The organism is Pseudomonas sp. QS1027 (assembly GCF_002814235.1).
GTDB lineage: Bacteria > Pseudomonadota > Gammaproteobacteria > Pseudomonadales > Pseudomonadaceae > Aquipseudomonas.
On record NZ_PHSU01000011.1, the window covers coordinates 490,288 to 509,500 of the forward strand.

Annotated in this window: 19 protein-coding genes; 6 read left to right on the forward strand and 13 right to left on the reverse strand. The window is 62.6% G+C overall.

Annotated elements, in window-relative coordinates; all coding sequences use genetic code 11:
- Positions 1-81 precede the first annotated feature (81 nt).
- Entirely contained in the window at positions 82-1,236 is a 1,155-nt protein-coding gene (locus tag CWE01_RS13055; protein WP_100940921.1) for a TDT family transporter, read from the reverse strand.
- Positions 1,237-1,341: 105 nt separating this feature from the next.
- A complete protein-coding gene (locus tag CWE01_RS13060) occupies positions 1,342-1,536 on the reverse strand; it encodes a hypothetical protein (protein ID WP_100940922.1) in 195 nt (64 codons plus the stop codon).
- Positions 1,537-1,586: 50 nt separating this feature from the next.
- On the opposite strand from CWE01_RS13060, the gene CWE01_RS13065 reads away from it, so the two are divergent.
- Positions 1,587-2,201, forward strand: coding sequence for an AraC family transcriptional regulator (locus CWE01_RS13065; RefSeq protein WP_256579347.1), 615 nt, complete (start codon positions 1,587-1,589; stop codon positions 2,199-2,201).
- A gap of 109 nt (positions 2,202-2,310) precedes the next feature.
- Here the strand turns inward: CWE01_RS13065 and CWE01_RS13070 are convergent, their stop codons facing one another.
- Both CWE01_RS13070 and CWE01_RS13075 read right to left on the reverse strand, forming a co-directional pair.
- The gene (locus CWE01_RS13070) at positions 2,311-3,075 is read right to left on the reverse strand and encodes a hypothetical protein (RefSeq protein ID WP_157815210.1); all 765 of its coding nucleotides are present in this window, start codon (positions 3,073-3,075) and stop codon (positions 2,311-2,313) included.
- A gap of 89 nt (positions 3,076-3,164) precedes the next feature.
- The gene (locus CWE01_RS13075) at positions 3,165-4,361 is read right to left on the reverse strand and encodes an MFS transporter (protein WP_100940924.1); all 1,197 of its coding nucleotides are present in this window, start codon (positions 4,359-4,361) and stop codon (positions 3,165-3,167) included.
- A gap of 100 nt (positions 4,362-4,461) precedes the next feature.
- Here CWE01_RS13075 and CWE01_RS13080 point away from each other — a divergent pair, with 100 nt between their 5' ends.
- Both CWE01_RS13080 and CWE01_RS13085 read left to right on the forward strand, forming a co-directional pair.
- Complete coding sequence (locus CWE01_RS13080; protein WP_100940925.1) at positions 4,462-5,004, forward strand: TetR/AcrR family transcriptional regulator; 543 nt, start codon at positions 4,462-4,464, stop codon at positions 5,002-5,004.
- A gap of 105 nt (positions 5,005-5,109) precedes the next feature.
- Positions 5,110-8,580: a hybrid sensor histidine kinase/response regulator gene (locus CWE01_RS13085; RefSeq protein WP_100940926.1), complete on the forward strand. Its 3,471-nt coding sequence runs from the start codon at positions 5,110-5,112 to the stop codon at positions 8,578-8,580.
- Between the two features lie 201 nt (positions 8,581-8,781).
- Here CWE01_RS13085 and rmuC read toward each other — a convergent pair whose 3' ends face one another.
- Positions 8,782-10,146 carry a DNA recombination protein RmuC gene (gene rmuC, locus CWE01_RS13090; RefSeq protein ID WP_177410473.1) on the reverse strand — a complete coding sequence of 455 codons (1,365 nt, stop codon included), beginning with the start codon at positions 10,144-10,146 and terminating at the stop codon, positions 8,782-8,784.
- A 1,175-nt stretch (positions 10,147-11,321) separates the two neighbouring features.
- Here rmuC and CWE01_RS13095 point away from each other — a divergent pair.
- The 3 genes from CWE01_RS13095 to CWE01_RS13105 all read left to right on the forward strand — a co-directional run bounded on the left by CWE01_RS13095 (position 11,322) and on the right by CWE01_RS13105 (position 13,735).
- The gene (locus CWE01_RS13095) at positions 11,322-11,546 is read left to right on the forward strand and encodes a hypothetical protein (protein ID WP_003214941.1); all 225 of its coding nucleotides are present in this window, start codon (positions 11,322-11,324) and stop codon (positions 11,544-11,546) included.
- Positions 11,547-11,851: 305 nt separating this feature from the next.
- Positions 11,852-12,334 carry a hypothetical protein gene (locus tag CWE01_RS13100; protein WP_100940928.1) on the forward strand — a complete coding sequence of 161 codons (483 nt, stop codon included), beginning with the start codon at positions 11,852-11,854 and terminating at the stop codon, positions 12,332-12,334.
- 144 nt (positions 12,335-12,478) lie between these two features.
- Positions 12,479-13,735 carry an OmpP1/FadL family transporter gene (locus CWE01_RS13105; protein ID WP_100940929.1) on the forward strand — a complete coding sequence of 419 codons (1,257 nt, stop codon included), beginning with the start codon at positions 12,479-12,481 and terminating at the stop codon, positions 13,733-13,735.
- A gap of 86 nt (positions 13,736-13,821) precedes the next feature.
- Here CWE01_RS13105 and CWE01_RS13110 read toward each other — a convergent pair whose 3' ends face one another.
- From CWE01_RS13110 to cobU, 8 genes are all read right to left on the reverse strand, one after another.
- The gene (locus tag CWE01_RS13110; protein ID WP_100940930.1) at positions 13,822-14,373 is read right to left on the reverse strand and encodes a glutathione peroxidase; all 552 of its coding nucleotides are present in this window, start codon (positions 14,371-14,373) and stop codon (positions 13,822-13,824) included.
- A 69-nt stretch (positions 14,374-14,442) separates the two neighbouring features.
- Positions 14,443-14,565, reverse strand: coding sequence for a hypothetical protein (locus CWE01_RS33860; protein WP_256579348.1), 123 nt, complete (start codon positions 14,563-14,565; stop codon positions 14,443-14,445).
- Complete coding sequence (locus CWE01_RS13115; RefSeq protein ID WP_177410474.1) at positions 14,562-15,761, reverse strand: MFS transporter; 1,200 nt, start codon at positions 15,759-15,761, stop codon at positions 14,562-14,564. The genes CWE01_RS33860 and CWE01_RS13115 overlap by 4 nt, the downstream gene beginning before the upstream one ends.
- A 61-nt stretch (positions 15,762-15,822) precedes the next feature.
- A complete protein-coding gene (locus CWE01_RS13120; RefSeq protein ID WP_100940932.1) occupies positions 15,823-16,236 on the reverse strand; it encodes a MarR family winged helix-turn-helix transcriptional regulator in 414 nt (137 codons plus the stop codon).
- Positions 16,237-16,331: 95 nt separating this feature from the next.
- Positions 16,332-17,069, reverse strand: coding sequence for an adenosylcobinamide-GDP ribazoletransferase (locus CWE01_RS13125; RefSeq protein ID WP_100940933.1), 738 nt, complete (start codon positions 17,067-17,069; stop codon positions 16,332-16,334).
- On the reverse strand, positions 17,066-17,641 hold the full coding sequence (gene cobC, locus CWE01_RS13130; RefSeq protein WP_100940934.1) for an alpha-ribazole phosphatase family protein: 576 nt from the start codon (positions 17,639-17,641) through the stop codon (positions 17,066-17,068). The genes CWE01_RS13125 and cobC overlap by 4 nt, the downstream gene beginning before the upstream one ends.
- Positions 17,638-18,693 (reverse strand): nicotinate-nucleotide--dimethylbenzimidazole phosphoribosyltransferase, encoded by a 1,056-nt coding sequence (gene cobT, locus CWE01_RS13135; protein WP_100940935.1) that lies wholly within the window; start codon positions 18,691-18,693, stop codon positions 17,638-17,640. Before cobT ends, cobC begins: the two co-directional genes overlap by 4 nt.
- Positions 18,690-19,211 carry a bifunctional adenosylcobinamide kinase/adenosylcobinamide-phosphate guanylyltransferase gene (gene cobU / locus CWE01_RS13140; protein WP_100940936.1) on the reverse strand — a complete coding sequence of 174 codons (522 nt, stop codon included), beginning with the start codon at positions 19,209-19,211 and terminating at the stop codon, positions 18,690-18,692. The genes cobT and cobU overlap by 4 nt, the downstream gene beginning before the upstream one ends.
- Positions 19,212-19,213 lie beyond the last annotated feature (2 nt).

Below are 19,213 nucleotides of genomic sequence, written 5' to 3' on the forward strand. Positions count from 1 at the left end.
CCTGAGTGGCGCCGAGAGCGGCTTTCTTGTTGGAAGGCGGATCACCACCCCCGGGCCACAACCTTACCTAAAATCAGGCAACTATTTCGCTATTCCTGCCAGGCAAGGCGAAACAAAAAGCTCGCCTTTATAGGCTCCGCGCAAGGTCTTCGAACCGACAATCAGCCAGAGCACCGCCAGCAACGCCACCAGTACCAGGCCGAAACCACTGAAAAAGCCCAGGTGCAAGGTGCTGCCCAGTTTCAAGGTCGCCAGGGAGTAGACGCCCAGGGGGAAGGTGTAGCCCCACCAGCCGAGGTTGAACGGGATGCCCCGGCGCAGGTAGCGCAAGGTGATAAGCACCGCCATCAGCATCCACCACAGACCGAAGCCCCAGAGGATGATCCCGGCGATCAGGCCCAGCCCGCTGGCGATTTCGCCGATGCCGGCGAAACCGTTGGCGGCGAAAATCGCTGGCGAGTCCGCGCCCAGTACCAGCATGCCCAGGGCTCCGGTACCGATCGGGCCCAGCGCCAGCCAGCTCGAGGCTGCCATGTTTTCATGGGGCAATTTGTGCAGCGCCATGCGCAACAGCAGGATCACCAGGATGCTGAACGCCACCGGCACCGAGAACGCCCAGAGCACATAGCTGGTGATCAGCACGTTGAACTGCATAGGGCTATCGAGCAGATGCGGCGCCAGCAGGCCACCGCTGGCCGCCGCCACTTCCGCGGCCACCACCGGCAACAGCCAGACCGCGGTCATCTGATCGATGCTGTGCTCCTGGCGGGTAAACATCAGGTAGGGAATCAGCACGCCGCAGGCCAGGGACATGGCCACGTCGATCCACCACAGCACTTCGGCGACCTGCACCGCGCCGTCGCCCCAACGCGGCACGCCGAACAGCAGGAAACCGTTGATGATGGTCGCCAGCCCCATGGGGATGGTGCCGAAGAACATCGAGACCGTGGAATGCCCGAAAATCCGCCGCGCCTCATGGAAAAACAACACCCAGCGCGCGCCATAGAGCAGGCTGAACACGGCGAACAGCAGGATATTGAACAGCCACAGGCCTTCGGCGAAGGCACGCTGGCCCGGGACTTCAATCGGCAACTGGGCCAGGGCCAGCGCCAGGACGCCGGTGCCCATGGTGGCGGCGAACCAGTTGGGGGTGAACTGGCGAATGACTTCGCGGGGGTGCTGGAGGTGGCCTAAAGGCCTGATTCCGGATTTGACGCTATTGGGGCACGTTTGCATGACTGACTCCTGTCCTCGGGTGAGGTTGCAGTCATCATAGAACCGTATCGAATATCCATATAACGGGTATTTTATCTAACTGTTATCTGTTTTATAGATAAGAAGTCAGAGGCTGCCTTCGGTTTCGATCACCAATACCCGCGCCACACCCAAAGGTTCGGCCCCATCCTTGCGATAACGCATGCGGACCCGGCCATCGAGCACCACAAACACCTCCTGCCCGTCATTGACGTGCCAGACGTAGGGCTGGTCGCTCCAGTGCACGCGGGTGCTGATGCCGTTCATGCTGGCGATGTCCAGCGCCGCCCAGGGACGGCTGCCGGTGAAGCCCCGGCTACGCGATAATCATCATGGGCATCGCCGTAATCGCCTTCAACGGCATCAGCCCTTTTCATTTATCCGTGCCCACGCTGGTGTTTGCCGAGCAGCGCGAAGGCATCGAAATGCCGCGCTTTTCCCTGAAGGTCTGCGGCTTCAAGCCGGGCCCACTGAGTACCTCGGCGGGTGTCGATATCCAGGTTCATCATGGGCTTGAGGTCCTGGAACAGGCCGATGTGATCATCATGCCATCATGGCGCGACACCGAAGAACGGCCGCCCGAGCCATTGCTGGAAGCCCTGCGCCAGGCACACGACAAAGGCACGCGGATCGTCGGCCTGTGCCTGGGGGCCTTTGTCCTTGCCGAAGCCGGGCTGCTGGACGGACGCAAGGCCACCCCCCATTGGAATTGGGCCTCGACCTTCGCCCGCAAATACCCTCGGGTGCTGCTGGATGCCGATGTGCTGTATGCCGAGTCCGGGCACTTGCTGACCTCGGCCGGCACCGCCGCCGGCCTGGATTGCTGCCTGTACCTGATGCAGCAACTGTGCAGGGCCGAGGTCACGCACAAGGTGGCCCGACGGCTGGTGGTCGCGCCCCATCGTTCGGGTGGCCAGGCGCAGTTTGTCGGGCGCCCACCCCATTAACGTCGAACACATCCCCCTGTAGGAGCCGGTTTGCTGGCGATGGCGATTTTCCAGTCGATAACGATGTCGACCATCAGATCGCAATCGCCAGCAAACCGGCTCCTGAAGGTCATGGGCTGTTAAACAGGCGCAAACCGCCGACAGAAGGACGCGTATCCACCTCTTGTTCCAAACGATAAAGATCCAGTTGAGCCTCCCGGCGTAACCACGCCGCATCCAGCACCGGCTCCGCACCCGGAGTTGGCCGCTTGATTTCATCGCCACGCACCAGCGCACCACGCAAAATCGCAAAACGCGCCCGGTTGATATGCCCGCCGGAGCCATAGGTGCCGGCCCGGCCCAACTTCGCGGCAACGCCGGTTTCTCGCCCGAACCAGCCGCCGCCGATACCGAGGCGCGCCATGATAAACGCATGATCGCGGAGAATCGCCGCACAGACCTGGATCAATTCGATAAAGGCCTGGGACGCGATATCCATCGCCTCCAGACCATGCAACTGGGCAATGCGCTTGCCGACCCACACGCCCTTGGTCCTGAGCAACAGCGCATCGACGCTGTCATGGGCCAACTCGACCCGACGCCGCGGATCAGCCTCGTGCAACAGCGCCTGCCGCAAACTCTGCAGGGCAAAGGCCATGGGCGCAGCGCCCTGGGGCCGCATCCGCCGTGAGGGCAGCACATGGCAGAGCAGTTGATGCAGGCCGAACAGGCTCTCGGGCTGCAGGAACAAACGGGCCTGGGCGGACAACGGCTGCCAGGCCACCTCCTGCAGCAGACCGAGCATTTGTGTCAGGTCCGCAGACTGGAACCGCAGGGCAAGCTGGGTGGACGTCGGCAAGGGTACCCGGATGCCTGAGCGTGTGGGAGTCGTCATTGAGCACCGTGATCCTTCCGGTAAAAGACCCCAGTCTGACCAGCACCCCGCCGTCGATCTTGCAATAACCGATCAGCCGGCTGACCGGTTCAGGCCACCAGGTCCCGTGCCGGACGACGCCACAGCAACATCAGCAAGGCCCCCAGGGACAGCCCGATCAACATCACGCCGTAGCCATCGGTCGTCGCGATCAGGCCGAAACTGCGGCACAAGTTGCCCGCCAGCAACGCCGGCAGGCAGAACGCCAGGTAGCTCAGTGCATAAAAGGCCGACATCAGACCCGCCCGCTCATGGGGCAAGGCCAGTGGCACCACACTGCGCAACGCGCCGAGGAAACCCGAGCCAAAACCGCTGCCCGCGACCAGCGTGGCGAAGAGAAACAGAGGGAGACTGGCAGTGTGCACGGCCAGCAGAATCAGGCTGACACCGATGGCCAGCAGCACGGCCCCCAGGGGCAGGACTTTTTGCGCCGAACGATTGCGCTGGGTGAAGATCGCCAGAGCCCCGCTGAGGGTCAGCACCGCCACCAGCACGCCGCCGATCAGGTTGGAGGTCGAGCCGGTCGCGGCACGTACCAGCGAAGGCGCGAGCGACAGGTAGAAACCGCCCATGGCCCAGACCGCAACGTCCACCGGCAAGGCTATCCACAAGGCCTTGCGCGCTTGTGGTGGCACATGCAGGGTCGGGCGTAACGACGCCAGGGCGCCCGGCTGCGCACTGACCGTTTCCGGCAAGCGCCAGACATACGCCGCCTGCACCACCAGCAAACCAAACATGATCCAGTACACCAATTGCATGGGGTGTGGCGCGAACTCCACCAGCAAACCGGAACCGAGGCCACCGCAGGCCATGCCCAGCAAAGGCGCAATGCTGTTGATCAGCGGCCCCTTGCGGTTGTCATTGTCCAGCAGGGACGCACCCAGTACGCTGGTCGCCATGCCGGTGGCAAAGCCCTGCAGTGCCCGCGCGGCGATCAGCAACACGGCGCTGTCGGCCGAGATAAACAGCAACATCGCGCCGATATCCAACAACAGCGCGGCAAAGATCACCGGCCGCCGACCCAGATGGTCGGACAGCGAACCGACCGTCAACAGCGCCGCCAGCAGACTCAGGGCATACACCCCGAAGATCAGCGTCAGGGTCGCCGCGGAAAACTGCAGGGTTTCCTGATACAGATGATACAAGGGCGTCGGCGCGCTGGAGGCGGCCAGAAAGGTCAGCAAGGTGATCGACAGGAACACCTGGCTCGCCAGGTTGGAGACCGGCGTTTCGACGCGGTTGGACATGGGTACACTCCACAGGAAAGCGCAAAAGCTAAAATGTTGCTTTTGCGGAGTGTGCTACGGCTTTTCTCTTAAAGCAAATTCTTTGTGTTAAGGTTTTGGCATGGCGATCAAAGAAAGTGTACGTCCGGGCGGCCGCAGTGCCCGGGTGCAGGAATCGATTCATCAGGCAGTCCGCGCGCTTCTCGAAGAGCAGGACCGCGCGAGCCTGACCGTCCCGCAGATCGCGGCGCGGGCCGGGGTTACGCCCTCGACCATCTATCGGCGCTGGGGCGACCTGGCGGCGTTGTTGGCGGATGTGGCCTTTGCCCGTATGCGCCCGGAGGTCGAACCGGCCAATACCGCCAGCCTGCGCGGCGACCTGCGGGCCTGGGCCGAGCAGTATCTGGATGAAATCAGCTCGGAACCGGGCCGGCAGATGATGCGTGATGTGCAATGCAGCCCCAGCACGGGCTATTGCACGACCATTCTCGGCGGACAGTTGCAGACCATTCTCGATCGCTACCCGAGCGAAAACCTGCCCAGCGTCGAGCGCCTGCTCGACCTGATCGTCGCGCCGACGGTGTTCCGGGTGCTGTTCGCGGACGCGCCGTTGAGTGTCGACGCACTGCACCGGCAGATCGAACTGGCACTCACTGCCCCGTAGCAACAGGGCTGCGACCTTGGTCGACACTGACGCCGCCCGGCCATCGTGCGAGACTGTAGCGCCAGGGCCGGACTGCCCTCGGGATGTCTTTTGCCGGGAGTTTCCATGTCGCTGTCCAGCGGGCTGATCGCCGCCGTCGCCCTGGCCTATATGGCCATTATGTTCGCCATCGCCTTTTATGGTGACCGCCGCAGCGCGCCCTTGCCGCCGCGCGTGCGAGCCTGGGTGTACAGCCTGTCGCTGGCCGTCTATTGCACCAGCTGGACCTTCTTCGGCGCGGTCGGCCAGGCCGCCGACCAGCTCTGGGCGTTCCTGCCGATCTACCTGGGCCCCGTGCTGCTGCTGGTGTTCGCGCCCTGGGTCCTGCAGAAGATGGTGCTGATCAGCAAACAGGAAAACATCACCTCCATCGCCGACTTCATCGCCGCCCGCTACGGCAAGTCGCAGTCCCTGGCGGTGGTGGTGGCGCTGATCTGCCTGGTCGGCGTGCTGCCCTATATCGCCCTGCAACTGAAAGCCATCGTCCTCGGCGTCAACCTGTTGATCGGTGCCGGCGCCGACGCCATGGGCGTCCGCGCCCAGGACACAGCCCTGGTGGTATCGCTGATCCTGGCGCTGTTCACCATCGTCTTCGGTACCCGCAACCTCGACGCCACCGAACACCACCGCGGCATGGTGCTGGCGATTGCCTTCGAATCCCTGGTCAAGCTGTTCGCCTTTCTCGCCGTCGGCGCCTTCGTCACCTACGGCCTCTACGACGGTTTCGATGATTTGTTCGACCAGGCCAAAACCTCGGCGCTGCTGGCCGAATACTGGGAGGAAACGGTCAACTGGCCATCCATGGTGGTGCAGACCGGCGTGGCGATGATGGCGATCATCTGCCTGCCCCGGCAGTTCCATGTCACCGTGGTGGAAAATATCGAACCCCAGGACCTGCGCCTGGCCAAGTGGGTGTTCCCCGCCTACCTGATCCTCGCGGCGCTGTTCGTGGTGCCGATCGCCCTGGCCGGGCGCATGATGTTGCCCACGGATGTCCTGCGCGACTCCTACGTTATCAGCCTGCCGTTGGCCCAGGCCCATCCGGCGCTGGCCTTGCTGGCCTTTATCGGTGGCGCTTCGGCGGCCACCGGCATGGTGATTGTCGCCAGCGTCGCGCTGTCGACCATGGTCTCCAATGACATGCTGCTGCCCTGGCTGCTGCGCCGGCAGAACTCCGAGCGGCCGTTCGAAGTGTTCCGTCACTGGATGCTTTCGGTACGCCGGGTCAGCATTGTCGCCATTCTCCTGTTGGCCTACGTCAGCTACCGCCTGCTGGGCTCGACCGCGAGCCTGGCGACCATCGGCCAGATCGCCTTCGCCGCCGTGACCCAGCTGGCACCGGCCATGCTCGGCGCGCTGTACTGGAAACAGGCCAACCGCCGCGGGGTGTTTGCCGGTATCGCCGGCGGTACCTTCCTCTGGTTCTATACCTTGATCCTGCCGATCGCCGCCCACAGCCTGGGCTGGTCGCTGAGCAGTTTCCCCGGGTTGGCCTGGCTGCACGGCAACCCGCTGAACCTGCCGATCAGTCCGCTGACCCAGGGCGTGGTGCTGTCACTGGCGGGCAACTTCACCCTGTTCGCCTGGGTCTCGGTGCTGTCGCGCACACGGGTCTCCGAGCACTGGCAGGCCGGGCGTTTTATCGGTCAGGAACTCAACGCCCGACCCGGCGCCCGCTCGATGCTGGCGGTACAGATCGAAGACCTGCTGACCCTCGCCGCACGCTTTGTCGGCGAAGAGCGCGCACGCCAGAGTTTTATCCGTTTCGCCTATCGCCAGGGCAAGGGCTTCAACCCGAACCAGAACGCCGACAGTGACTGGATCGCCCACACCGAGCGCCTGCTGGCCGGGGTACTCGGGGCGTCCTCGACCCGCGCGGTGGTGAAAGCCGCCATTGAAGGGCGGGAAATGCAACTCGAAGATGTTGTCCGGATCGCCGACGAAGCCTCCGAAGTCCTGCAGTTCAACCGCGCGTTGCTGCAAGGCGCCATCGAAAACATCACCCAGGGCATCAGCGTGGTCGACCAGTCCCTGAGGCTGGTGGCCTGGAACCGGCGTTACCTGGAACTGTTCAATTACCCGGACGGCCTGATCAGTGTCGGCCGGCCGATTGCCGATATCATCCGCTACAACGCCGAACGCGGCCTGTGCGGGCCCGGCGAGGCCGAAGTGCATGTCGCGCGGCGCCTGCACTGGATGCGCCAGGGCCGCGCGCATACCTCGGAGCGGCTGTTCCCCAACGGCCGGGTGATCGAGCTGATCGGCAACCCGATGCCCGGTGGCGGTTTTGTCATGAGCTTCACCGACATCACCGCGTTCCGCGAGGCCGAGCAGGCCCTGACCGAAGCCAACGAGGGCCTGGAACAGCGCGTCACCGAACGGACCCACGAACTGTCGCAACTGAACATCGCCCTGACCGAGGCCAAGGGCACGGCGGAAACGGCCAACCAGTCCAAGACCCGGTTCCTCGCGGCGGTCAGCCACGACCTGATGCAGCCACTGAACGCCGCCCGCCTGTTCTCCGCCGCCCTCTCCCACCAGGACGACAGCCTGTCCCCGGAGGCCCAGCAACTGGTCCAGCACCTGGATAGCTCGCTGCGTTCGGCCGAGGACCTGATCAGCGACCTGCTGGATATTTCGCGCCTGGAGAACGGCAAGATCACGCCCAATCCGCAGCCTTTTGTCCTCAACGAACTGTTCGACACCCTCGGCGCGGAATTCAAGGCCCTGGCCCAGGAGCAAGGCATGAGCTTCCGGGTTCGTGGCAGCCGTTTGCCGGTGAACAGCGATATCAAGCTGTTGCGGCGGATCCTGCAGAACTTCCTGACCAATGCCTTCCGCTACGCCAAGGGCCCGGTCCTGCTCGGCGTACGGCGCCAGGGCGGCCAGTTGTCATTGGAAGTCTGGGACCGCGGGCCGGGCATTCCCGAGGACAAGCGCCAGGTGATTTTCGAGGAATTCAAACGGCTGGACAGCCATCAGACCCGTGCCGAAAAAGGCCTGGGGCTGGGCCTGGCGATTGCCGACGGGTTATGCAGGGTACTCGGGCATCGCCTGCAAGTGCGCTCCTGGCCGGGACGCGGCAGTGTGTTCAGCGTCAGCGTGCCGATTGCCCGTCATCCGGCGAGTGCGCTCGGCAAGATCGCGCCCGTCAACGGCCAGGCGCTGAGTGGTGCGCAGGTGTTATGCGTGGATAACGAAGACAGCATTCTGATCGGCATGCACAGCCTGCTGACCCGCTGGGGCTGCCAGGTTTCGACCGCGCGCAATCGCGAGGAATGCGCCGCGCTGCTCGATGGCGGCCTGCGTCCGCAACTGGCGCTGGTGGACTATCACCTGGATGACGGCGAGACCGGAACCGGCCTGATGACCTGGATGCGCACGCGCCTGGCGGAGCCGCTGCCCGGCGTGGTGATCAGCGCCGACCTGCGTCCGGAAACCGTCGCGCAGGTGCACGGGGCGGGATTGGAGTACCTGGCCAAACCGGTGAAGCCGGCGGCGTTGCGAGCCTTGTTGAGTCGGCATCTGCCCCTCTGAAGACTTCACCGACGCTTTCGCGGGCAAGCCCTGCTCCTACAAGGTTGTGTTGTACACAAAGTCCGTGAACGACGACGTACTGTAGGAGCAGGGCTTGTCGGGACGCCGCACCGCCGCGAAGAGGCCCGTAAGACTGGCATCGCCCATTCGGACGCTATCGCCTACAAGCCGAGCTGCAGGGACCATGCCCAACCTGGCGGATCACTCCGGCAATTGCACCACGCCATCCTCATCGGTCATCGCCCGCTCCAGCAGCTCCGCCGGCAGGCTCTTGCTCGCCCGCGCGCCCAGCAGCTTGAGCTGCTCGCTGCGGCTGACCAGGTTGCCACGCCCGTCCGTCAGCTTGTTCCGTGCGGCGGCGTAGGCCTTGTCCAGTTGCTGGAGGCGATTGCCGACCTCGTCCAGGTCCTGGATAAACAACACGAACTTGTCGTACAGCCAACCGGCGCGCTCGGCGATTTCCCGGGCATTCTGGCTCTGGCGTTCCTGCTTCCAGAGGCTGTCGATCACCCGCAAGGTGGCGAGCAAGGTGGTCGGGCTGACAATCACGATATTACGGTCGAAAGCTTCCTGGAACAGGTTCGGCTCAGCCTGCAAGGCCGCCGAAAACGCCGCTTCGATCGGTACGAAAAGCAAGACGAAATCCAGGCTGTGCAAGCCTTCCAGGCGCTTGTAGTCCTTGCCGGCCAAGCCCTTCACATGATTGCGCAGCGACAGCACATGCTGCTTGAGCGCCGCCTGGCCGATCGCCTCGTCATCGGCGCCGACGTATTGCTGGTAGGCGGTCAGGCTGACCTTGGAGTCCACCACCACCTGCTTGTCGCCCGGCAACAGGATCAGCACATCCGGCTGGAAACGCTCGCCGTCCGGCCCTTTCAGGCTGACCTGGGTCTGGTACTCGCGGCCCTTCTCCAACCCGGCATGCTCAAGCACCCGCTCGAGAATCAGCTCGCCCCAGTTGCCCTGGGTCTTCTGGCCCTTGAGTGCCCGGGTCAGGTTGGTCGCCTCATCGCTCAGGCGCAGGTTCAGCTGTTGCAGGCGCTCCAGCTCCTTGCCCAGGGAGAAGCGTTCGCGAGCTTCCTGTTGATAACTTTCTTCCACGCGTTTTTCGAAGGACTGAATGCGTTCCTTCAGCGGGTCGAGCAATTGTCCGAGGCGTTGCTGGCTGTTTTCGGCAAACCGCGCCTCGCGCTCGTCGAAGATCTTCGCGGCCATTTCGGCAAACTGCGCACGCAACTCATCCCGTGAGCCCTGCAGGTCATCCAGGCGCTGCTGATGGCTGTCCTGCTGCTCCCGCAGCTCGGCGCTCAACGATGCCGCCTGGGCATCCAGGCGGCGCAGCTCGGCCTCCTTCTGGGCCCGCTCGAGGTTCCAGGCATGGGCGGCGTCGCGGCCGTTGTCACGCTCGATCTGCAGCAGTTCGACTTCCCGGCGCAACGCCGCCAGCTCCGCCTGCTTGACGGTATTGGCCTGGCTCAGGTCACTGACCTCATCGCGGCAGGCATCCAGCTGTGCGCCGAGCCCCTCCGCCGCCAACCGGGCACTGCTCAAGCGCTCGTCCAGCAACACCAGCTCCGCCTGGGCGGCACTCGCCCGGCGCTGCAACTGCCAGGCCAGCGCCAGCAACGGCACCGCCGCGCCCGCCAAACCGAGCAAGAGACTGGTCAGATCCAACGCCATAAGGACTCCCAAGGTGCCAACGAATTGTAAAGAATCAAGGGTAACGAAGCCGATCGACCCTGGACAGTTCGAGCCAGGTAGAAATCGTATCGGGCCTGGACAAGGGCAAGGAAGCCAAGCGAAATTTCATGTGGCATTGCACGCCAGATCGCGGGGCGCGCCACTCTACGCTGTTTTTCGTACGGGTAAAGTCGAAAAAACCCGGCATGCCCGTCCTAGAGCAAGCGCTTGGGACAATCCACAGAAGCTGTGGATAACTCAGTGGACAACCCCTCTCCAACCCTCGCAAAGCCGCATGGAATGGGGCTCGCAGTCAAACTGTCGATTTTTTCACCAATAAAAAAAGACGATATTTTTCATTGACTTGTATTTGCGATACAGGCATTCGAGGGACAGATTGCGCAGATGACACTCAGGTGACAAGCCATGGCCCAATTGTGCACAAGTAGTGCGATAACGGTTATATCGACGCACCTTTTTTGCACAGGCGCGGCCATTCGCCCTTCAACGCTGCCCCTGGACGGGTACGCTACCCCCTGCTTCGGGCAGCGTGCCGCCGGCTGAATCCCGCCTCGATACCCCGGCAGCGCCCCGCACAACATTTTTTGCTAACACACTTCCCTTATCCGTTTTAATCCGATAGTATCCGCACCGTTAGTACCAAGCTGAAAGTCAATTCTGGTCGAACATTCCCTCATAAGCACTCTCCAAAATGGATCAGTCGCTCGAACGAAGGGATCGACCCCTCGATGGTTTCCAGGTAAATCCTCTCCAGTACAGCCTTATGAAAGGCGGCTGCCGAAGGTTATTACTCTGACCGAACCAACCTGCAAGATTGATCAGGATCTTCACCCCGGGCCCAGAACCTTTGCCCTTGTTGTGATTGCCTGCCCTCCTAAGTACCTACCTGCCAGCCCCAGCGCCACTTGATTTCATGCGCTCAACTGGCGGCTTTGTTCCAGTCAGGTTCTTCGTCCGATCCATAATGGTTCGACGCTACTGGAACGTTTTAACGTTGCACGGATCAGATTCCGTGTCATTTGCAGGAACACCTAATAATTATGTCGACTCAAATCCATACCCAGGACGCTATTCGCACCCTGACCAACGCCTTCGCACCGATGAACTGCCTGATCATGGCCGCTCGCAAAGGCTGCTTCAGCTTCACGCTGGTCAACGAACACGGTATCGCCCGTCACAGCGAACGCCTGTACCCGGACCAGTACTCCAGCGCCGAACCGCTGCAGGCGGTCATCGACCGCACGCGCCAAGCCCTGGTTGCCTGAAGCTCATATAACCCAGCTTCGAAACAAGCTGTAACCCAAAAGCCCGGCCTTTGTTGCCGGGCTTTTTATTGCCTGAAGTTTCGCGATTTTGGCTGTATTGCTAAGCACGAATAAATATATAAGCCGCGCGCTCATGGTTTAAATATTTTAAAAACAGTCCTTTACAGCAAAGATATGACACTACACTTCAACTCAAGCGGCCCGGGCCGCTTCCGGCGGGCCTGAACGCCTCAACCGCTACCAGGGGCCAGGCCACGCCGACCAATAAAAAACGCCGATCACACGGCAGAAGCATCGAGGGTGTCATGGGTATCGCCGCCAGGGAACTGCGCCTTTATGTGATTCGCCCGACCCTGCTGTACCTGGGTCGCCACAGCCCGAGCGCCGAAGCACTGCTACTGGGCATCGCCGCCAGCCAGTCGGACCTGGGCTCGGCCCTGCATGACCGCCGCGGCCACGGCCTGTACTGCATCGACGAAAGCCGCCATGCCGCGTTATGGGATCGCTACCTGGCCCCGGACCCGGAATTGGCCAGCCTGGTTCGTGGCCTGGCCAGCCAGCACGCTTTTTTTAGCAGCCCGAATCTCGAACTTGCGGTGAATCTTCGTTATTCCACGGCCATCGCCTGGCTGCTGGTGGAGGAACACCACCCACACCTGCCCGCCATCGACGATCTGCTCGGTATGGCGCGGATCTGGAGACAGACTTTCCAGCCACAAGGACGTTTAAGGGACTTCACCCGCGCCTGGCAAAGTTGTGACTCATCGGTCACTCCGGTCACCTGTTAGCGCCAAACCCCAGTTTCTGGAAAAACCAATCGATTTTGGTCGGATTGTCCTACAAAACCGCTCTATCTCCAGTAATTCACCCTATAGCGCCGCAGCGAAAATGTTGCTACTTTTCGCCTCGGTGATCACCACGGAGTTCTAATAATGAAAAAAGCAATGCTCAAGACCACTCTCAGCCTTTCTGTTGCACTGGCATCCACCCAGTTGTTCGCGAGTGGCTTTGCCCTCAACGAACAGAGCATCAGCGGGATGGGGACCGGTTATGCGGGTCGATCTTCTTCTGCCGAAGATGCAAGCACCGTTTACGGCAACCCTGCCGGTATGTCCCTGCTCGGTCGCGATGAAGTGACCGCAGGTGTAGCAACCATCGATGCCAAGACCGATATCAGGAACGCCAGCGGCGGCCGCCCAGGCGGCACCAACGACGGCGATATGGTCCCGTTCACGTCTGTACCCAATGGCTTCATCGTCAAACAGCTGGGCAACGGCTGGGCAGTGGGTGTGGGGGCCTACGCACCTTTCGGCCTGGTAACCGATTATGAAAGCGGCTTTGCTGGCGCCAACTACGGCCAGAAGAGCGAAGTCAAGGTTGTCACCCTGCAACCGACTGTCAGCTATGCCATCAACGATATGGTGTCTATCGGCGGCGGTCCAACCTTCAACCGCATGAGCGGCGAACTGAGCTCCACAACCGCTACTGGCGGCTTTGTGGACGTCAAGGGTGACGACACGGCGGTGGGTTACAACCTCGGCGTGATTGTCCAACCGACCAGCAGCACCCGCCTGGGCCTGACCTACCATTCCAAGGTCAGCTACTCGCTGGATGGCCACACCGCCCTCAGCGGTCCTGGCTTCGGTCCTTTCGCCGGCACCCGCTACAAAGGCTCCCTGGATATCACCACGCCAGAGAACGTGGACTTCTCGGTCACCCAGAAACTGGATGATCAATGGACCGTCTATGCCGGTGCCACCTGGACCCGCTGGAGCCGCCTGCAAAACATCACCATCAACAACCAGGGTGTTTCGCCATTCCTCGGTGGCTCTGCCGGCCCTATCGGCACCATCACCGAACAACAGAACTGGCACGACACCTGGGCCTCGGCCATCGGCGTAGCCTACCGGGTCAACAAGGAGTGGGTACTGCGCAGCGGCTTGTCGGTTGACCAGGCGCCTACCAACAACACCGATCGCTCCGTGCGTATCCCTACGGGTGATCGCAAGGCCATCAGCTTCGGTGCTGGTTACAGCCCAACCGACGACTGGACCATCGACCTCGCCGTCTCCTACCTCAAGGAAGAAGACGTCAACGTCAACCTGAACGTTCCAGGTAAAGGCGCCTACAGCTCCACGTACGAAAACAGTGCATGGGGCTTCGGCGCGGGTGCTACTTACAAGTTCTGATTCACGACGGGCCTGAACCGCTCGTTAGCTGGATAGAAAAAAACCCGCATCGCCTCTGATGCGGGTTTTTTATTGCCTGATGTTTATCAGGGCTTCGAGGCGATGGCCTTCTCCACGGCGGAGATCAGCTCGGGGTTGTCGGGTTTGGTCAAGCTGGAGAAGTGCGCGATCACCTTGCCCTGGCGGTCCACCACATACTTGTAGAAATTCCACTTCGGTGCCGCGCTCTGCTGCGCCAGCACCTTGAACAGGTGCACGGCATCCGGCCCCCTGACCACCTGCGGTTCGGTCATGGTGAAGGTGACGCCATAGTTCACATAACAGACCTTGGCCGTCTCGGCGCCATCATTGGACTCCTGCTTGAAGTCATCCGACGGCACGCCGATCAGTTCCAGGCCCTGGCCCTTGTAATGCTGGTAGAGCGCCTCAAGACCTTTGAACTGTGGGGCAAAGCCACAGAAACTGGCGGTGTTGACGATCACCAGCGGCTTGCCGGCAAAACGCTGGCAAAGATCGATGGACTCCTTGGCCCGTAACTTCGGCAATTGCCCCTGCAAGAGTTCCGGGCACCCGGCCGCCAGGGCCGCTCCGGAAAAGGCCATCAAAACGGCAGGAATCGCCAGCCAGCGCATCGCCATATCCTGAATCCTGGAGAAGAGATCGAAGCGTCAACTTACGCGCCGGCTCCCCTCCCTAGCAAGCGGCGCTTAACAAGCGCCCATGCCCAACTGCATCAACGCCAGGCCGCCCTGATGCCAGCCCCACCAGGCCAGCGCCAGCAGCCAGGCGATCACCGCCAGGGCCAGCAGCCGCGACCAGAAGGCACTCATGCCAGGCCTGCCTGTGCCTGCAACCGCGCCACGGGCCGCTCACGCACCGGCCAGTTCAAGGCCGCAGCGAGCAGGCTCAGGAGGATGGAAACCTGCCAGATCAAGTCGTAGCTGCCGGTATGGTCATACACCACCCCGCCCAGCCAGCCGCCGAGGAAGGCCCCCAGCTGGTGGAAGAGAAACACGATCCCACCGAGCATGGAGAGATTGCGCACGCCGAACAACGTCGCCACGGTGCCATTGGTCAGGGGCACCGTCGACAGCCAGAGAAAGCCCATGGCCATGCCGAACAGACAGGCACTGAATTGCGTGACCGGCACCCAGAGAAACACCGCGATCACCACCGCCCGTGCCAGGTACAAAGCAGTCAGCAGGCGTGGCTTGGACATCCGTCCGCCGAGCCAGCCGGCGGTGTAGGTACCGAAGATATTGAACAGGCCGATCAGCGCCAGCACCGTGGTCCCGACGGTGGCCGGCAAGTGCTGGTCGACCAGGTAGGCCGGCAGGTGCACACCGATGAATACCACCTGGAATCCGCAGACAAAAAAGCCGAACGCCAGCAACCAGAAGCCGGAATGGGAACAGGCTTCGCGCAGTGCCTCGGACAGGGTCTGCTCACCCGCAAGCTTGGGTAGCGGCTTGTCCTTGAGCATGCTCACCAGCGGCACGATCAGCGCCACCAGCACGCCCAGCACGAGCAAGGCCGTCGACCAGCCAAGCCAGCCGATCAACCCCAGGGTACCCGGCAGCATGGCGAACTGACCGAAGGACCCGGCGGCGCTGGCGATCCCCATGGCCATGCTGCGCTTCTCCGGCGGTACGGCACGTCCGACCACACCGAGGATCACCGAGAACGAGGTCCCCGACAGGCCAATACCGATCAGCAGGCCAGCACTCAGGGACAAGGTCAGCGCGGAATCGGACAGCCCCATGCAGACCAGCCCGACGGCGTACAACACGCCACCGATCAACACCACTTTCGCCGCGCCGAAGCGGTCGGCCAAGGCGCCGGTAAAGGGTTGGGACAGGCCCCAGATCAGGTTCTGCAAGGCGATGGCAAAAGCGAACACTTCGCGGCCCCAACCGAACTGCGCGCTCATGGGGGGCAGGAACAGCCCGAAACCGTGCCGTATCCCGAGGGACAGCGCGAGGATCAGCGCACTCCCGAGCAGAATCCAGCCACTGGCACGCCACATCGAGGTCATTATTATTCTCCTTTAACGGGTACATACCCGCTTTATACAAATAAAACGGCGATCACTCGCCGCTTGCCAACTCTTCCAGCAGGGCCACCAGTGCCGCGCGTTTTTCATCCCCGAGGCGGTTCGCCAGGCGCTGCTGGGCCGCTTCCCAGGCGGGTCCGGCGGCAATCAGCCGTTCGGCGCCGGCGTCGGTGAGCCGGACCAGGCGGTTACGCAGGTCGGCGCCTTCGGTCAGGGCCACCAGGCCGTCGCACTCCAGCACCCGCAGATTGCGCCCGAGGGTGCTGCGATCCAGGCCCATGGCTTCGGCCAGGCTGGAAATACTCGGCTGGTCGAGGCGCTTGAGATTGCACAGCAGAGAATACTGGGCAACGTTGATCCCGAAGCCGTCGAGAGCGCCGTCGTAATGCCTGCTAACGCCACGAGCGGCGCGACGCAGGCTGATGCATAAACAATCGGTGGATAACATGGCGTGTGTATATACCCGTGACACAGTGAAAACAAGTTTGAACGATATATCAGCGGTGTGGCATCTGACGCCATCGCCAGATAGCCGAAATATTGTCAGGCCAGCGCCAATCCCACCAACACCAACACTTCCAGCAATTCCAGCAACGCCCCCGCCGTATCGCCAGTCGTGCCGCCCAGACGCCGCATCATCAACTGCCGCAGCCAGCAGAAGCCCAGCGCCGCCAGCAACACTGCCCCGGCCCCCTTGAACCCGGCCAACGCGCCACAGAACAACGCACTCGCCAGCAACACATACCAACCGACCCGGCGCGGCAGATGATCGGCCAATGCCTGCCCCAACCCGCCAGCACGCACATAAGGGGTGGTCAGGAACAATCCGAGCAAGGCACTACGGCCGATCAGCGGCGCCAGCAGCAGCGCCACCGTCTGCTGTTGCTCGATCAACGCCAGCAAGGCACAGAATTTCAACAACAACACCAGCACCAGCGTGACCACGGCAATCGGTCCGCTACGCGGGTCCTTCATGATCAGCAAGGTCCGCTCACGGTCGCCGAAGCCACCCAGCCAGGCATCCGCGCTATCGGCCAGGCCATCCAGATGCAAGCCGCCGCTGAGCAGCACCCAAGCCGTCAGCAACAAGGCCCCATGGAGCAACAACGGTGCTCCCGCCAACGCCCAATCGAGGGCATACAACACGCTACCGAACAGCAACCCCACCAACGGGTAGCAAAGCAACGACCGCCCCATCTCCCGAGGTTCCGGCATGCCCGGCAGGCGAATCGGCAGGCTGCTGAGAAACTGCAAGGCGATCCAGAACGGCAAGCGATTCACCGCGCCTCCCCCAGCCCGCCGTCAGCCGCTACCTGCAAGGTGAACAAGGCGCCATGGGCCACCTCGATCTGCAACAGTTGCTCACGAGGCAAGCCACGGGCCTGGGCCAGCAACACCTTCATCACCCCGCCATGACTGATCAACAGCACACGCTGGCCGGCATAGCGCTGCTGCAAGCGCGACACCGCCGCCAGCACCCGCCCGGCGAACTGCTCCACCGGCTCACCGTCAGGCGGTGTGAAACCATAGGGATCGGACCAGAACCGGCCCAGATCGTCGGCGTCCGTCTCCATCAACGCCGCCGCGCTCTGCCCTTCCCAGGCACCGAAATGTAACTCCCGCAGGTCGCGTTCGATCTCCACCGGCAGACCCAGGCTCGCGCCCAGCTCTTCGGCAAAACGCGCGCAACGCTGCAAGGGCGAACTGATCAAGCGATCCCAGGGCCCTTGCTGCGCCACGCCGGCCCGCATCTGTTCCCAGCCCTTGAGCGTCAAGGCATCGTCCAGGCTGCCGCGCAAGCCGCCACCCCGTTCGGTCTCACCATGACGCAGCAGGTCCAGGCGCAAACTCATGCCGGACGATCCGCTACGGCCGCCTCGGCAAAGGTCGCCATCTGCCCGTGCAGGTCGCAGGCCAGGCGTACCAATGGCACCGCCAACGCCGCGCCGCTGCCTTCGCCCAGGCGCAGGCCCAGATCGAGCAACGGTTCGGCCAACAGGCTCTCCAGAACATGCCGATGCCCGCGCTCGGCGCCACGGTGAGCGAAGATCAGCCACTGCCGGCACTCGGGATTCAAGCGCACCGCGACCATGGCCGCGACGGTGCAGATAAAGCCATCGACCAGCGCCGCCACACCTTCCTGGGCGCAAGCCACATAGGCTCCGGCCAGCGCCGCGATCTCGAAACCGCCCAGGCGGAACAACGCCTGCAACGGATCGTCGGTGTGTTCGGCATGCAGCGCCAACGCCCGCTCGATCACCTGCGCCTTGTGGCTGACGCCGGCAGGATCGAGCCCGGTGCCGGGACCGGCCAACAGTGCCGCCGGACACTTCAACAAGGCACAGGCCACCGCACTGGCCGAAGCCGTGTTGCCGATGCCCATTTCGCCGCCGATAAACAACTCGCTGCCCGCCGCCACCGCACGTCGTACGCTGTCACGTCCGGCTTCCAGCGCCAGGCGACCCTGGGCTTCGGTCATGGCCGGGCCTTGAGCGAAGTTGGCAGTACCGGCACCGATCTGCAGATGACGCACGCCCGGCAGGTTGAGCATCGGCGTCACGGTACCGAGGTCATTGATATCCAGCTGCGCGCCCAGCTGCCGCGCCAGCACGCTGATCGCCGCACCGCCGCCGACAAAGTTGGCGAGCATCTGCCCGGTCACTTCCTGCGGATAAGCCGACACCCCTTCGGCCACCACGCCATGGTCGCCGGCAAAAATCGCGATCCACAGCGTATCGACCCGGGGCTTGAGCCGGCCCTGCAAACCCGCCAGTTGCACCGCGACCTGCTCCAGTTGGCCCAAGGACCCGGCAGGTTTGGTCAGTTGCTGCTGACGCTCGAATGCCGCGTCTTGCGCCGGCAGATCAATCGCCTTGCATGGGTTCAGCCACCACGATTCACTCATAACGCAGTTCCTTTCAAAGTCAGGGGCAAACCGGCGACTGTCAGCACCACACGCTGACAACGCTCGGCCAGAGCTTGATGCAGCCAACCGGCTTCATCGACATAACGGCGAGTCAATTCGCCCAGCGGGACGATACCCAGACCGGTTTCGTTGCTGACAAAAATAATCTCTCCCGGCAACTGCGCCAGGCTTTGCAACAGGGCTTCACGCTCGATGTTCAAACGCTCGGCATCGTCCAGCATCAACAGATTGGTCAACCACAGGGTGAGGCAATCCACCAGCAGACAGGTGTCCGCCGCCGCGTTCTCACCCAGGACCCGGGCAAGTTCCAGCGGTTCTTCGATCAACTGCCAATGGGCCGGACGACGCTGGCGATGCAGTGCGACCCGCTCGTTCAACTCACCGTCCAGCGGCTGGCTGGTGGCGATATAGGTCACCGGCAGCGTACTTTCCGCCGCCAGGCGTTCAGCCAGGCGACTCTTGCCGGAGCGGGCACCACCGAGGATCAGTTGCAGCATGG

What these genes read in the sequence shown, in the direction of transcription:
- CWE01_RS13055 (WP_100940921.1), bottom strand. Translation starts at nt 1,236, where the DNA reads ATGCAAACGTGCCCCAATAGCGTCAAATCCGGAATCAGGCCTTTAGGC.
- CWE01_RS13065 (WP_256579347.1), top strand. Translation starts at nt 1,587, where the DNA reads ATGGGCATCGCCGTAATCGCCTTCAACGGCATCAGCCCTTTTCATTTA.
- CWE01_RS13070 (WP_157815210.1), bottom strand. Translation starts at nt 3,075, where the DNA reads ATGACGACTCCCACACGCTCAGGCATCCGGGTACCCTTGCCGACGTCC.
- CWE01_RS13075 (WP_100940924.1), bottom strand. Translation starts at nt 4,361, where the DNA reads ATGTCCAACCGCGTCGAAACGCCGGTCTCCAACCTGGCGAGCCAGGTG.
- CWE01_RS13080 (WP_100940925.1), top strand. Translation starts at nt 4,462, where the DNA reads ATGGCGATCAAAGAAAGTGTACGTCCGGGCGGCCGCAGTGCCCGGGTG.
- CWE01_RS13085 (WP_100940926.1), top strand. Translation starts at nt 5,110, where the DNA reads ATGTCGCTGTCCAGCGGGCTGATCGCCGCCGTCGCCCTGGCCTATATG.
- CWE01_RS13095 (WP_003214941.1), top strand. Translation starts at nt 11,322, where the DNA reads ATGTCGACTCAAATCCATACCCAGGACGCTATTCGCACCCTGACCAAC.
- CWE01_RS13100 (WP_100940928.1), top strand. Translation starts at nt 11,852, where the DNA reads ATGGGTATCGCCGCCAGGGAACTGCGCCTTTATGTGATTCGCCCGACC.
- CWE01_RS13105 (WP_100940929.1), top strand. Translation starts at nt 12,479, where the DNA reads ATGAAAAAAGCAATGCTCAAGACCACTCTCAGCCTTTCTGTTGCACTG.
- CWE01_RS13110 (WP_100940930.1), bottom strand. Translation starts at nt 14,373, where the DNA reads ATGGCGATGCGCTGGCTGGCGATTCCTGCCGTTTTGATGGCCTTTTCC.
- CWE01_RS33860 (WP_256579348.1), bottom strand. Translation starts at nt 14,565, where the DNA reads ATGAGTGCCTTCTGGTCGCGGCTGCTGGCCCTGGCGGTGATCGCCTGG.
- CWE01_RS13115 (WP_177410474.1), bottom strand. Translation starts at nt 15,761, where the DNA reads ATGTGGCGTGCCAGTGGCTGGATTCTGCTCGGGAGTGCGCTGATCCTC.
- CWE01_RS13120 (WP_100940932.1), bottom strand. Translation starts at nt 16,236, where the DNA reads ATGTTATCCACCGATTGTTTATGCATCAGCCTGCGTCGCGCCGCTCGT.
- cobC (WP_100940934.1), bottom strand. Translation starts at nt 17,641, where the DNA reads ATGAGTTTGCGCCTGGACCTGCTGCGTCATGGTGAGACCGAACGGGGT.
- cobT (WP_100940935.1), bottom strand. Translation starts at nt 18,693, where the DNA reads ATGAGTGAATCGTGGTGGCTGAACCCATGCAAGGCGATTGATCTGCCG.
- cobU (WP_100940936.1), bottom strand. Translation starts at nt 19,211, where the DNA reads ATGCTGCAACTGATCCTCGGTGGTGCCCGCTCCGGCAAGAGTCGCCTG.